This is a genomic window from Niallia sp. 01092, assembly GCF_052318935.1.
Lineage (GTDB): Bacteria > Bacillota > Bacilli > Bacillales > Cytobacillaceae > Niallia.
This window is the reverse complement of sequence record NZ_JBQRKO010000002.1, coordinates 214,648-228,054: the sequence shown is the minus strand read 5'-3', so window position 1 is coordinate 228,054 and position 13,407 is coordinate 214,648. Positions and strand designations below refer to the sequence as shown.

General features: G+C 35.2%; 13 protein-coding genes. All 13 read left to right on the top strand.

The features are described 5' to 3' along the window. Positions 1-259: 259 nt before the first annotated feature. The 13 genes from ACTXGU_RS03035 (at position 260) to ACTXGU_RS02975 (ending at position 13,154) form a co-directional block, all read left to right on the top strand. A complete protein-coding gene (locus ACTXGU_RS03035; RefSeq protein ID WP_443480020.1) occupies positions 260-1,135 on the top strand; it encodes an ABC transporter ATP-binding protein in 876 nt (291 codons plus the stop codon). Then, on the top strand, positions 1,132-2,763 hold the full coding sequence (locus ACTXGU_RS03030) for a hypothetical protein (protein WP_443480019.1): 1,632 nt from the start codon (positions 1,132-1,134) through the stop codon (positions 2,761-2,763). Before ACTXGU_RS03035 ends, ACTXGU_RS03030 begins: the two co-directional genes overlap by 4 nt. Continuing rightward, positions 2,744-3,535, top strand: a complete 792-nt coding sequence (locus tag ACTXGU_RS03025) for a DUF4097 family beta strand repeat-containing protein (RefSeq protein ID WP_443480018.1) — start codon at positions 2,744-2,746, stop codon at positions 3,533-3,535. The genes ACTXGU_RS03030 and ACTXGU_RS03025 overlap by 20 nt, the downstream gene beginning before the upstream one ends. A gap of 195 nt (positions 3,536-3,730) precedes the next feature. Then, a complete protein-coding gene (locus ACTXGU_RS03020) occupies positions 3,731-4,879 on the top strand; it encodes a D-alanyl-D-alanine carboxypeptidase family protein (protein ID WP_443480017.1) in 1,149 nt (382 codons plus the stop codon). Beyond that, positions 4,872-5,462, top strand: a complete 591-nt coding sequence (locus ACTXGU_RS03015; protein WP_443480016.1) for a nucleoside recognition domain-containing protein — start codon at positions 4,872-4,874, stop codon at positions 5,460-5,462. The genes ACTXGU_RS03020 and ACTXGU_RS03015 overlap by 8 nt, the downstream gene beginning before the upstream one ends. A 2-nt stretch (positions 5,463-5,464) precedes the next feature. After that, the gene (locus ACTXGU_RS03010; protein WP_443480015.1) at positions 5,465-5,998 is read left to right on the top strand and encodes a spore maturation protein; all 534 of its coding nucleotides are present in this window, start codon (positions 5,465-5,467) and stop codon (positions 5,996-5,998) included. 650 nt (positions 5,999-6,648) lie between these two features. Continuing rightward, on the top strand, positions 6,649-7,374 hold the full coding sequence (rluB, locus tag ACTXGU_RS03005) for a 23S rRNA pseudouridine(2605) synthase RluB (RefSeq protein ID WP_443480014.1): 726 nt from the start codon (positions 6,649-6,651) through the stop codon (positions 7,372-7,374). Positions 7,375-7,642: 268 nt separating this feature from the next. Continuing rightward, positions 7,643-8,167 (top strand): thiol-disulfide oxidoreductase ResA, encoded by a 525-nt coding sequence (resA, locus tag ACTXGU_RS03000; protein WP_443480013.1) that lies wholly within the window; start codon positions 7,643-7,645, stop codon positions 8,165-8,167. 19 nt (positions 8,168-8,186) lie between these two features. Further along, the gene (resB, locus tag ACTXGU_RS02995) at positions 8,187-9,833 is read left to right on the top strand and encodes a cytochrome c biogenesis protein ResB (protein ID WP_443480012.1); all 1,647 of its coding nucleotides are present in this window, start codon (positions 8,187-8,189) and stop codon (positions 9,831-9,833) included. A gap of 63 nt (positions 9,834-9,896) precedes the next feature. Then, positions 9,897-10,244, top strand: a complete 348-nt coding sequence (locus ACTXGU_RS02990; RefSeq protein WP_443480011.1) for a hypothetical protein — start codon at positions 9,897-9,899, stop codon at positions 10,242-10,244. A 46-nt stretch (positions 10,245-10,290) separates the two neighbouring features. Next, positions 10,291-10,509: a cytochrome c biogenesis protein CcsA gene (gene ccsA / locus ACTXGU_RS02985; RefSeq protein WP_443480010.1), complete on the top strand. Its 219-nt coding sequence runs from the start codon at positions 10,291-10,293 to the stop codon at positions 10,507-10,509. Positions 10,510-10,674: 165 nt separating this feature from the next. Beyond that, entirely contained in the window at positions 10,675-11,391 is a 717-nt protein-coding gene (locus ACTXGU_RS02980) for a response regulator transcription factor (RefSeq protein ID WP_443480009.1), read from the top strand. After that, entirely contained in the window at positions 11,388-13,154 is a 1,767-nt protein-coding gene (locus ACTXGU_RS02975; RefSeq protein WP_443480008.1) for an ATP-binding protein, read from the top strand. Before ACTXGU_RS02980 ends, ACTXGU_RS02975 begins: the two co-directional genes overlap by 4 nt. The last annotated feature ends 253 nt before the right edge of the window (positions 13,155-13,407 follow it).

Genomic DNA, 13,407 nt, shown 5'->3' with positions numbered 1-13,407 from the left:
CTCCCAATAGCATAAAATTAAATCATTTATTTACTAATCTTACCATAAGTTTAATCATCAAATAGGAAATTGTTTGTTTTTAGGAGGAAAATCGTCAAAACCCTTATAGAATTTGGAGAACTTGAAAAATAAGTATTACTTATATTTTCCCTTCATTTTACTTTGATTTTACTTTAGTTCGTTATATTGAAAGTAAGAAAGTAATATTTACACTTCAAACATGTAAATAACAAGAATTTTGTGCAGTGGAGGAATATAAATGGAACTTAGCATACAGAAGGTCACAAAAAGTTATGGATCTAAACAGGCACTCAAGAATTTGACTTTAAATTTAAAATCAGGAGTAATGGGGTTATTAGGACCAAATGGGGCAGGGAAATCTACGTTAATGAGGATGTTAGCTACGATTGAGAAACCTTCAAGTGGGACGATTATGTGGAACGGAACAGATATTACAAAGAATCCTGACCTCTTAAGAAGAGAACTGGGGTATTTACCTCAAGACTTTGGTGTATACCCTAACATGAATCCTATTGAATTTCTTGAATATATGGCAGCGATTAAAGGATTGTCCATTAGATCTTCAAGGAAACGAATAGAAGAATTAATGGAGATTTTGAATCTATCAAATGATCGAAAAAGACTTTTAGGAGGATTCTCTGGAGGAATGAAACAACGTGTGGGGATTGCACAAGCACTGTTAAATGACCCATCTCTGTTAATAGTTGATGAACCAACAGTAGGATTAGATCCGCAGGAACGAATCAGATTCCGTAATTTACTTTCAACCTTGTCATCCAATCGAATCGTTATTCTCTCAACCCATATCGTAACAGACATTGAGTCAATAGCACCTAATATTGCGATACTATCAAAAGGCCAACTTGTCACTTATACAACTCCGGAACACCTAATACAAACTGTAGATAATAAAGTTTGGAACTGTGTGATACCGTCTACCGGTTTACAAGATATGCAGGAGAAATACTCGATCAGCAGTGCAATTCACCGTAGTGACGGTGTGCATGCGCGAATCGTATCTGATCTTAGGCCAAACCTCAACGCTACCCCTCTGCCGTCTTCATTGGAAGATGCCTATCTATATTACGTGGCGTCACTGGGAGTGAAAGCATGAATAATACACTTGAATCTAATATTTACTTAATAAAAAATAATTTAGTCAAACAAATGAGGAGCTATTCTTTCTTACTTGTTATTGGAATATCCTTGTTCCTAGGATACGCATGTGTACCTTCGTTATCCTCAGGCTATGAAGTTTTTTATATTGGCGGAGTTAGAGGAATATATAATTCTGCTTGGCTAGGTGGCATGGCAGCGATGCTTTCCACGCTTCTATTATGGTTGTTTGGTTTTTACATGTTGAGAAGCCAGATCTTAGAAGATCAACGTCTGAAAGTCGGACAAATCATTGCATCTACTCCTATCAGTAACTTTCGATATGTTTCAAGTAAGGTAATTTCAAATTTTTTTGTGCTTGTTGTAATGGAGCTAATGATGATTCTAGCCTTTATGAGCATGCAGCTCTTGCGTGGAGAAGAGTATCAACTGGAAGTATGGGATTATTTTGCACCGTTCTTGTTCATTGCTCTTCCGTCTCTATTCGTATTGGCAGCATTAAGTGTTTTTTTTGATGTCTTTCCGGGGGTAAAGGGTGTGATTGGAAACATTATTTTTTTTGGACTTTGGATATTTTTTAGCGTAATTTCTATTGCCAGTCCCAATAGTTTCTGGGATGTATATGGACTTGATGTCATCCGTTCAGATATGGTTCAGGAAGCAGCAATGAAATATGATTTCATTGCAGATAGTCAAGAGGGTGGGAGCTTTGGATATTATCCAGTAGAAGGAAAAATTTCTACGTTTGAATGGCAAGGGGTTGATTGGAATCCTCGTCTACTAACACTACGAGTGATTTGGGTTTTTATTGCAGGGATTATTATTTTACTTTCGTCTATAGTCTTTGATCGATTTAAAAATCAAGGAAAAGGTAAACAGTCAGGAAAGCTATCAATTTTTGAAACAAACAAGAAGCTGTTAGTGAAGAGTAATTTAATCCAAAGCTTTCGTTTATCACCAGTTGAAAAAGAAAAACGAATCCATCTTTCAAGATTAGTTAAAGTGGAACTTCTTATCATGATAAAAGGCTTTTCCATCTGGTGGTATCTGTTTGTTATAGGTGTAATTGCTGCTAGTCTTTTAATCTCTCTCGACAAAATTAGGAGCTGGCTGCCGTTAGTCATGGTATTGCCTATTGCTATCTGGTCACAGATGGGGAACAGAGAAAAGCATTATTTTATGCGAGAGATTATTTTATCCAGTTGTCCACCGCTCTATAAGTTTATTGCAGTTTGGATATCAGGAGTTCTTATCGCATTGCTAATGTCTTTAGGTGTTTTGATTCATTTCCTAATGGAAGGACAGTTATTATTCCTCCACTCTTGGATTACTGGCATTTTCTTTATTCCGACATTGGGATTAGCACTTGGTAGTTTTAGTGGATCAAGGAAATTATTCGAAGTTATCTATATGCTGTGGTGGTATCTTGGTCCAGTCAATAACATGCCATATCTAGATTTCTTGGGAGTGTCAACGGGTTATCCGAATTTCTATGCGATTTTGACAGTCATCTTATTAAGTATTGCTATAGTAGTACAACAGCTACAGGCTGGAAATCACCGTATCATAGGTGCTAAAAGAACAATCAAACATAAAGGAGCATACAATGAAAAATTTAAGCAGTAAACTCGTTTTAATATTAAATGTGGGAATTATTTGTTCTATAATTTCAGGATGTGGATCAAATTCTCTTTCTAAAAATGAAACAAAATCTTTTGAAGGACAGAAGATAGAAGAAATTAATATTAAGACAGGAGGACAAAACATCGAATTTCGTCCATCTAATGGAAAAGAAGTAACGGTTAAAATGAAAGCAGAAAAGGAATTACCAGCAAAGGTTGAAGACAATGTCTTATCTGTTGTTATTGAAGATTCATCAGATTTTATTCATTTTAAGACAGAAACTTTGTATGTTGATATACCGAAAGATACGTATAAAAAAATAAATCTCGTAACGACTTCTGGGAACATTACAGGGGAAGACCTGAAAGCAGAAAAATTAATTCTAACAGCCGATTCTGGAGAGATTAATATCAATGGCTTTGAAGGCGATAAGGTAAAAGGGGAGGTTGTGTCTGGTAATGTGAAACTAGTCAATATTATGGGAGATTTGTCGATCGAAAATGATACTGGCAACGTTAGTGTGTCTCACAAAGGAACGTTTAAGAACGATAGTAGTATCAGTTCCAATTCAGGTGAAATTGAAGCAAAGCTAGAAGATAAACCTAATTCTCTGCAAATTGATGCAGCTACAGAATCAGGTAAAATCAAGACATCTCTTTTTTCTTCAAAAGAGATTATAACAAAGGATGCTGGCAGCAAATTAAAATCAGAAATAGGTTCAGAAGGTCCAACTTTATCACTTCATTCATCATCAGGAAATATCAATATAGATTAATAATTTAAGTATTAATTTAATAATCGTTATACAAAAATGTTTTATAGATTCGTGCTGATATTCCAATCAAGAGTATCGGCATTTTTTGTTTCGTTGGTTACCTCGATTTTTAAAGAAGTTTTTGCTTTATTGTCATAAGGCTACTTGTCCTGCATAAACATGTACAAATGACTTAATGAGATGAGGTAGTGTTAAATGAAACTATATAAAACCATTATATTTTCCCTTATCACTTCCATTTTAATATTAGCGATTCCTCATAATACAAATGCGGCGATGTATGTAAGTGCTAATAGTGCGGTATTAATGGAACAAAAATCAGGACGGGTTCTATATGAAAAGGACGCTAACACAAAAAGAAGAATAGCAAGTATTACAAAGATAATGACTGCTATTCTAGCCATTGAATCTGGAAATTTAGATGAAAAAGTGACGATAAGTGAAAATGCGGTAAAAGCGGAAGGTTCTTCTGTTTATTTAAAAGTGGGTGAAAAAATTCCACTGAAAGATTTAGTATATGGTTTAATGCTTCGTTCTGGGAACGATGCGGCTGTTGCGATTGCCGAATCCGTTGGAGGAAGTTTAGACGGGTTTGTTTACTTAATGAATCAAAAAGCAGAAGAAATTGGCATGAGCAATACGCATTTTGCTAATCCGCATGGCCTTGATGACCATGAAAACCATTATTCTACAGCCTATGACATGGCATTATTAACCCGTTATGCGATGAACAATGATACATATAAAAAAATTGCAGGAACAAAAAAATATAGATCAGAGGATCCTTCAGGAGAATGGGACCGTGTCTGGAACAATAAAAACCGATTATTAACAGAGCTTTATGACTATTCCACAGGGGGAAAAACAGGATATACAAAAAGGGCAAAAAGAACGCTTGTCAGTACGGCTGAAAAGGATGGATTAGAGCTAATTGCCGTGACATTAAATGATCCAGATGATTGGGACGACCATATTAATATGTTTGAAACTTCCTTTAAAAAATATAAATTGGCACAAGTAATCGAGAATGGAAAATTAAAAGATATCAACAATGCTTTCTATAAAAATAAATTATATATAAAACAAGGCTACGAATATCCGATTACTTCAGATGAAGAGGATTTATTTCAAATTGAATATAAATTGTCAAATGTAAATAAAGCATGGAAAAAAGATGAAAATAAAGTACCGAATATTGTAGGGGAAGTGCAAATTTATTTTGACCACAAAATAATTGATACGATTCCTATCTACTATCAGCATCAGAAAAAACAATCCAAATCATTTTTTGGGTATTTTAAACAAATGTTTATTAGCCTGACGGGAGTGGGCAGTGATGGTTAATATTATCTGGGTACTGCTTACCGTTATTGGAATTGTGTTTGCCATGGTTAATGGCACGATGGATGAAGTGAATAAGGCCGTATTTTCTGGTGCAAAAGAAGCTGTAACGATATGTATTGGTTTGATTAGTGTATTAGTATTTTGGCTAGGAATGATGAAGATTGCCGAGCAGGCAGGATTATTAAAAAAACTGACCAATCTATTTAGACCTTTTGTTGTAAAATTATTTCCTGAAGTTCCAAAAGACCATCCGGCAATGGGGTATATATTGTCTAATATGATGGCAAACTTATTTGGGCTCGGAAATGCGGCAACACCGCTTGGCATTAAAGCGATGGAAGAGTTGAAAAAATTAAATGGCGGGAAAAATACGGCAAGCAATAGCATGATTACTTTTCTTGCGGTGAATACGTCAAGTATCACATTAATACCGACAACCGTGATTGCGATAAGAATGAATTATCATGCTGCAAGTCCAACGGATATTGTAGGTCCAACATTAATTGCAACTATTTTTTCTGCCATCAGCGGTATATTAATAGATCGATATTTTTATTATAGAAGATTAAAAAAGGAGGAATGATAATGGAATTTGTTTCTTTAATATCATTATGGATGATTCCTTCCCTTATCGGTTTTATTTTATTATATGGAACATACAAGAAAATTCCTACATATGAAAGCTTTGTAGAAGGAGGAAAAGAAGGAATTAGCATTGCTTTTTCGATCATTCCTTTTTTAATTGGCATGCTTGTTGCAATTTCAGTCTTCCGAGCTTCTGGTGCATTAGAATTTTTTATGGGCTTTTTAAAACCGGTGTTACATAGTATTGGCATTCCTTCAGAAGTAGCTCCACTTGCGATTATTCGCCCGATTTCTGGAAATGCGGCGCTTGGCATGACAAGTGATTTAATTGCAACATATGGTCCAGACTCTTATATTGGCAGACTTGCTGCCACTATTCAAGGCAGTACAGATACAACATTTTACGTGCTTACTGTTTATTTTGGCGCGGTTGGCATAAAAAAAATGGGGGATGCCTTAAAAGTAGGTTTATTAGCAGATCTTGTCGGTTTTATTGTGGCGATTATCGTTGTCACGATGTTTTTTGGGAAATAATCTTTACCTAAATTACAAACAAAATTCAACTCCAAATGATCGTTTTTTGGCAACACTACTAACACAGTAGTGTTTTTTTATTTTAAGACTTTCTTTGAAAATTCATTAATTTATGTCATAATTCAAAAGGGTAATGATATTATTTGTTTTTTATTCAAACGATTTAAGGTAGCCATAAGGCATAAGCTTACTTAATTAAAGGCTGTGTTAAAGCTAATTGTTGATTTTGATGCTTTGTTGATTGGAGCGGAAGGCGTGAGACTCCTGCGGGATTAGCGAGACAGGCGAGACCCTTCAGGAGCAAAGCGACGAGGAGGCTCGGCGCTCGCTCCGTGGAAATCGAGCGATAAGCTTCGGAAAACCCCATTTAAAAGTGCTTATTTTCAGGGTGGACACTCATGCAACAAAACTTGCACCATGGCACATGAAAAGAAGCAGCTTCCACTATTTATAGCAGAGAGCAGGTTGAATACACGAAGACTCCTGTGGGAAAGCGAGACAGACAGACCCTGCAGGAGCAAAGCGACGAAGCGGCTCGGCGCTCGCCCGCGGAAAGCGAAGTGTATTCAACCTGCGGAACCCTTTTTTCAGAGTAGCCAATTAATAAATAAAGAATGACTCAAAACAAAGAAAATTTAGAGGTGACATAGATGGAAAGGTTACAAAAAGTAATTGCACATGCAGGAATTGCATCAAGAAGAAAAGCAGAAGAATTAATACTGGATGGAAAAGTAAAAGTGAACGGTGTGATTGTTAAAGAATTAGGGGTAAAAGTAACTCCTTCTGATAAAGTAGAAGTGAACGGAATACCAGTTGAAAGAGAAGAGCCTGTCTATTTTATTCTGTATAAACCAAGAGGAGTTATTTCGAGTGTTAATGATGATAAAGGAAGAAAAGTAGTAACAGATTTCTTTTCTGAAATGGAAGCAAGAATTTATCCAGTTGGCCGCCTTGATTACGATACATCGGGATTAATATTATTAACAAATGACGGAGAATTTGCTAATTTAATGATGCATCCTAAGGGTGAAATCGAAAAAGTATATGTTGCAAAAGTAAAAGGAATTCCTGCCAGAGAAAAGTTAAAGCAATTAGAAAGAGGAATTGTTTTGGAAGATGGGAAAACGGCACCTGCAAAAGTAAAACTTTTATCGTTAGATAAGAAAAAAGGAACGTCTATTATTGAGCTGAAAATTCATGAAGGCAGAAATCGACAAGTGAGAAGGATGTTTGAAGCGATTGGAACGCCTGTAATGAAGTTAAAACGGGAAAGATATGCTTTTTTAAATTTAAACGGATTACAACCAGGAGATGCTAGAGAACTGACGGCGCATGAAGTGAAGTTACTTCGGACAGAGGCAAATAAGAAAAAATAGGGAATAATTTAAAAAATTCATAAAACTTTCACAGAATGCCTGTTTGCGATTACAATATCTACAACATATAAATGGTATAATAGTGGCAGAAGTTACTTGTCTTTCCATCATTTAAATGAGTCGAGCTAGGTGAGTGGCTAGCTCCGGTGCCTAGCCACTGTGAAAGATAACCTCTTCCCTCTAAAAGTAAAAAACACTTTTTGAGTCAAGAGAACATTTTTCTTCAGAGCTGTTCAAGGCGCTTACGCTTTTGTTCCAGGGGGATGACATGAAAAAGAAACGGTTACTGCTTCGAGTGATTATTTTATTGCTGTTAATAGTTGCTTCTGCCTACACTATTTACGAGAGTATAACAGCGAAACAAGCTGAAAAAGTTCAAATTGGCCAAAAAGCTCCTGATTTTGTGCTTTTGGATCAAAATGGGGAGCAACAAAAACTTTCAAACTATAAAGGGCAAGGGGTATTTTTGAACTTTTGGGCTACTTGGTGCAAACCTTGTGAAAACGAGATACCGACTATCAATGAACTATATACACGAGATAAAAGTAAAGATGTACAAGTATTATCTGTAAACGTTGGAGAATCTTCATTTGTTGTTAATAGATTTATAGAACAATATGACTTAACTTTTCCGATTATGATTGATTCTGAAGAGCTAGTTCAGGAAGCGTATAGAATAAATCCACTTCCAGTGACATTTTTAATTGATAAGGAAGGATTTATTATCGATATATACACAGGAGAACTAACAGAAAGCAAGATTCAAGAATTGATGAGGAAAATAAAACCTTGATCTTTAGGTGGACATACATATGAATACTGTAAATTGTCAATGTGGACATAAAAATCCTTTAGGAACAAAGTTATGTGTAAGTTGTGGAAGAGTTTTACAAGAAGTAGATGCAGGCAAGATTGATATGAGGTATGAAGGCACTCCCCGCCGCTCGCAAACGTATAATAAAAATATCATTGATAAAGTTTGGAATTTTTTTTCTTCTGTTAAAGTAGGGGTATGCTTTATTTTCCTCCTGTTGCTTGCATCCATTATAGGAACAATATTGCCGCAGGAAATGTATATTCCAACGGAGATTTCCTCATATGATTATTATTCTGATACATACGGCTGGTTTGGCAGTGTATATTATAGTATAGGATTTGCTAATTTGTATCAATCTTGGTGGTATCTACTTCTTATTATTTGTTTAAGCTTTTCATTAGTAATCGCAAGTATTGACAGGTTTTTTCCATTATATCGTGCGTTAAAGCATCAGAGAGTAGGTAAACACGAAAGTTTTTATTATAATCAGCGTATTTTTTTCCAATTGCCTGCTATGGACAATGATAAGGAATTAGAGAAGAAACTCCATCAATTACGATATCATGTGAAAAAGGAGAAGCAGCATTTATTGGCAGAAAAAGGGCGGTTTTCAAGATGGGGTCCTTATATTAACCACCTTGGATTACTTATTTTTTTATGTGGGGCGATGCTGCGGTTTATACCTGGATTATATATTAATGAAGTGATGTGGATACGGGAAGAACAAACTAAACAAATTCCAGGCACAAACGGTTTATACTATTTAACAAATAATCAATTTATATTAGAAGTATATGATAAAAACAAAGAAGATAAGGTCTTTCAGCAAGCATTAGAAAATAGGACTGTGATAGCAAAAAACTTTCAAACGAATGTAACATTGCTTCAAGCTAGTCCAAACGCTATTGCAGGAGAAAAAACTTCCCAAATAAAATTAAAAGAAGCCAATATTAAAGTAAATAACCCGTTAAAATTCGCTGGCTATGCCATTTATCAAGGAGATTTTAAACTAAATGAAGTCTCCAAGGTTCAATATAAAATCATCGATAAGCAATCAAAAACAAAACTCGACACCATCCTGATTCATGTAAATAATCCAAACAGCAGCTACACATTAAAGAACGGTTTACATGTCAAAATGTTGGAATACTACCCTGATGTTCAGTTTGATAAAGGCGGAAAACCAACAACTAAATCAAAGATTCCAAATAATCCTGCTTTTATTTTTGAAATTAGCTCAGCAAAAAGCAAGGAAAAAGAACGATCATTTGCTACACTAAATCAAACAATAGAATCAAATGCAAGCAATCAGTGGAAATTAGTGTTAGATGATGTGCAAACAAAAAATGTTTCAGCTTTAACGGTGCGAAAAGACCCGATGCTGCCGATTCTTTTTGTCGGCGGAATTATATTTATGGTTGGTGTGATACAAGGTTCTTATTGGAATCATCGCAGAGTTTGGATGCAATGGCGAAATAATGAAATTTGGGTGGCAGCCCATACAAATAAAAATTGGTTTGCATTAAAACGGGAATTATCCCATCTATTTGGTGATAAAATAGATCTTCTTTCTGATAATACGATTACTTATCAAAAAAACGGCTATGGAGAGGAGGGAGAAGATGGTAAGCATCAGCAGTAATTTTTTATATGCCGCTTTCCTCCTCTATTTAATTAAAGCAACAAATGAAAAAAAGTCGAGTAAATGTACAAGAGGAATAGAAGGGATCATTCTCTTATTTTGTTCCGTACTTGGGTTCATTTTTTATCGATTATTTTTTCTGCTATCGATTATAAAGAAACCATTTATTGGATTGGAAAAGATGGTCAAAGAAATGAAATGGAGTACCATTTGCCAGTCTTCATTGGACCAAATGACAATCAGATAGTCGAAAACGGAGATAAAAACCCAATCGTGGCGGTTCCTGCATCGTTAAATAGCAATAAATTAAACAGTGTCTTGTTATCTTTCCTAGCAGGATGCATCATATGTATACTATTGCGATGGATATTCAAAAAAAAGGATTGGTGCAGTATTAAAGCTTGTCGTTAAAAATGTATCTTTAGAGCTTCTACATGAAATCAATTACCGCTCCTTTTTGATTGGTTTTCCGGTTTTTACATTAGGTGCGTTAATATTTGCGATGATTTGGGCACAAATTGCTTGGTCAAGATTTTTGAATTGGGACCCAAAGGAAGTAGGGGCTCTTATTACATGGTTATTTTATGCCGCTTTCCTTCATTTAAGAAACGAAGGATTGGCAAGGGAAAAAATCTGCATGGCTTGCTGTTATCGGTTTTATTATTATCATGTTTAATTTAATCGTAGTAAATTTGTTAATGGTTGGCTTGCATTCCTATGCTTAAATATAAAGGATTGCTGAAATCAATAAGCCTTTTTAGTATGATGGATAAAAAGCTACTTGGATCATTAAACATATATCTATTTTAGAGATAGGTTTTTTGTATAGGAGGTCTTGATGATGGAGAAAGAAATAAAAATTTTAGTAGTCGATGATGAAGAAAGAATTAGACGATTGTTAAAAATGTATTTAGAAAGAGAAGACTTTATTGTAGAGGAAGCGGAAGATGGAGACAGCGCCTTAGCGAAGGCGTTCGAGTCAGAATATGATGTAATACTCCTTGATTTAATGATGCCTGGAAAAGATGGAATGGAAGTATGCAAGGAATTAAGAGAGAAAAAAGCAACACCTGTTATCATGTTAACGGCTAAAGGGGAGGAAATTAATCGAGTACAAGGTTTTGAAGCAGGTACAGACGATTATATTGTGAAACCTTTTAGTCCAAGGGAAGTTGTTTTAAGAGTCAAGGCATTACTGAGAAGATCAACAACTGCTACTTTTGTCCAAAATGATAATGCTTCTAAAGACGTTATTGTGTTTCCATCATTAACGATTGATCATGATGCACATCGAGTATTGGCAGATGGAAAAGAAGTAAGCTTAACACCAAAAGAATATGAACTTCTTTTCTTTTTAGCAAAATCACCAGATAAAGTTTTTGATAGAGAGTTATTACTAAAAGAAGTTTGGCATTATGAGTTTTTTGGTGATTTACGAACAGTTGATACACATGTTAAACGTTTAAGAGAAAAATTAAACAAAGTATCAGAAGAGGCGGCAGCTATGATAGTAACAGTTTGGGGAGTAGGGTATAAGTTTGAGGTTAACAATGGATGATGTTTTGGAGAAGTGTAGTATTTAAACTGTGGTTTACTTTTTTACTGCTTATTTCCATTGTATTATTTATTTTAACGGTGATGTTGCTGGAATATTTTCAGCAATATCACACGGATCAGACCACAAAAGGATTGCTTAATACTGCCACAAAAATGGCAAACATAATGGAAAAGCATGACTCGAATCTTGGGGTAGAAATTGCTTGGAATCTTCTTGATAAATCTACAGGTGCAACGATTATGACAGCATCTAAAGAAATGATTGTATCACCAAATAGCAACTCCAAAAAAATTTCCACCGATTATTTATTGCAAAATAAAAAATTATCAGAAGTGTTAACAGACAATAAACCAAAAATAGTAACAACAGATTCCCAAAATCATCATAAAGATAAATTAGTGATTATCAGCGTCCCTATTGTAGAAAATGGGAAAGCTGTTGGAGCTGTTTTTATTTATCAATCTATTGAGGTGTTAAATGAGTCGAAAAAATCGACGACAAAATTTATTGTATTGGCAGCAGTTATTGCCATCATTTTAACCACTATTTTTGCTTTTTTCTTATTAACAAGAATTACAGCGCCATTGCGAAAGATGAGAGAAGCTGCCTTTGATTTATCTAGAGGGAATTTTGATACGAAAGTACCAATCATGACCCAAGATGAAATTGGAGAATTATCCGTAGCGTTTAATGAAATGGCCAAACGATTGAATTTTAATATGAATGCTTTAAGCGAAGAAAAGGAACAGCTGGGAAATATTTTAAGTGGAATGGCTGATGGAGTCATCACATTTAATAAAAATGGCAGTCTTTTAATTACGAATCCACCTGCAGAAAAATTTTTACAAGATTGGCAGTATGAACAGGGTACCCAAAAACTGCATGAGCAAGTTCCGAAACAAGTAAAAGACTTATTTCATCTAGCTGTTACTACGGGTGAAGAACAACTAGATGAAATTAAAATACAAGGACGATACTGGGTTATTATTGTTAGTCCTCTATATAACAAGGAACATATAAGAGGAGCGATTGCTGTGATCAGGGATATGACCGAAGAACGGCGACTTGATAAGCTGCGTATCGACTTTATTGCCAATGTTTCTCATGAATTGCGGACACCAATCAGCATGCTGCAAGGCTACAGTGAAGCGATCGTCGATAATATTGCAGAGTCAGAGGAAGAAAAAAAAGAAATGGCGCAAATAATTTATGACGAATCATTAAGAATGGGACGGCTTGTTAATGAATTATTAGATTTAGCTCGAATGGAAGCTGGACACCTAGAATTATTAACAGAAGAGGTAGAGTTGCGTTCCTTTTTACAAAAGATCGCCAGGAAATTTTATGCGCTTGTGAAAGAAAAAGAGATTGAATTGGCTGTTCATACGATTGAGTCAGAACAGTACTTTTTAATGGATTCTGACCGCATGGAACAAGTGCTCACCAACATCATTGATAATAGTATTAGACATACTCCAGCTAAAGGAAATGTCAGCATTACATGTAAAATGGATGAAAATGGAGTATATTGGGAAATAACAGATACAGGTGTTGGCATTTCGGAAGAAGACTTGCCTTTTGTGTTTGAACGTTTTTACAAAGCGGACAAAGCAAGAACAAGAGGAAATTCTGGCACAGGTTTGGGGCTTGCTATTGCAAAGAATATCGTGGAGGCGCATAAAGGACAACTATCTGTTCAAAGTAAATACGGTCAAGGTACGACATTTTTTATTTATTTGCCTCGAAATATTGAATATAATTAGAGAAAATGCCGATTGTTCTTGATTCATGAGAAACAATTTACCATAATAAAAAGGAAGGTGAAATGATCATTCCCTTCCTTTTTATTATGGTAAAAAGGGAAAGAACTACGCCTATTTAAAAAGATAAGAAAGTATACAATTTCAAACCTAGTTTAGAGTCTAGCTCCGGCGCTGAGCAAGGCGCCTGCGCTTTTGTTCATTATGGTCATATAAATAGTTTTTTCTTAACAAAGAATGGATTGGGCTTAACTTG

Bases quoted from the DNA above. Each gene is read 5' to 3' on its own strand.
- ACTXGU_RS03035 (WP_443480020.1), top strand. From the start codon at position 260: ATGGAACTTAGCATACAGAAGGTCACAAAAAGTTATGGATCTAAACAG.
- ACTXGU_RS03030 (WP_443480019.1), top strand. From the start codon at position 1,132: ATGAATAATACACTTGAATCTAATATTTACTTAATAAAAAATAATTTA.
- ACTXGU_RS03025 (WP_443480018.1), top strand. From the start codon at position 2,744: ATGAAAAATTTAAGCAGTAAACTCGTTTTAATATTAAATGTGGGAATT.
- ACTXGU_RS03020 (WP_443480017.1), top strand. From the start codon at position 3,731: ATGAAACTATATAAAACCATTATATTTTCCCTTATCACTTCCATTTTA.
- ACTXGU_RS03015 (WP_443480016.1), top strand. From the start codon at position 4,872: ATGGTTAATATTATCTGGGTACTGCTTACCGTTATTGGAATTGTGTTT.
- ACTXGU_RS03010 (WP_443480015.1), top strand. From the start codon at position 5,465: ATGGAATTTGTTTCTTTAATATCATTATGGATGATTCCTTCCCTTATC.
- rluB (WP_443480014.1), top strand. From the start codon at position 6,649: ATGGAAAGGTTACAAAAAGTAATTGCACATGCAGGAATTGCATCAAGA.
- resA (WP_443480013.1), top strand. From the start codon at position 7,643: ATGAAAAAGAAACGGTTACTGCTTCGAGTGATTATTTTATTGCTGTTA.
- resB (WP_443480012.1), top strand. From the start codon at position 8,187: ATGAATACTGTAAATTGTCAATGTGGACATAAAAATCCTTTAGGAACA.
- ACTXGU_RS02990 (WP_443480011.1), top strand. From the start codon at position 9,897: ATGTACAAGAGGAATAGAAGGGATCATTCTCTTATTTTGTTCCGTACT.
- ACTXGU_RS02980 (WP_443480009.1), top strand. From the start codon at position 10,675: ATGGAGAAAGAAATAAAAATTTTAGTAGTCGATGATGAAGAAAGAATT.
- ACTXGU_RS02975 (WP_443480008.1), top strand. From the start codon at position 11,388: ATGATGTTTTGGAGAAGTGTAGTATTTAAACTGTGGTTTACTTTTTTA.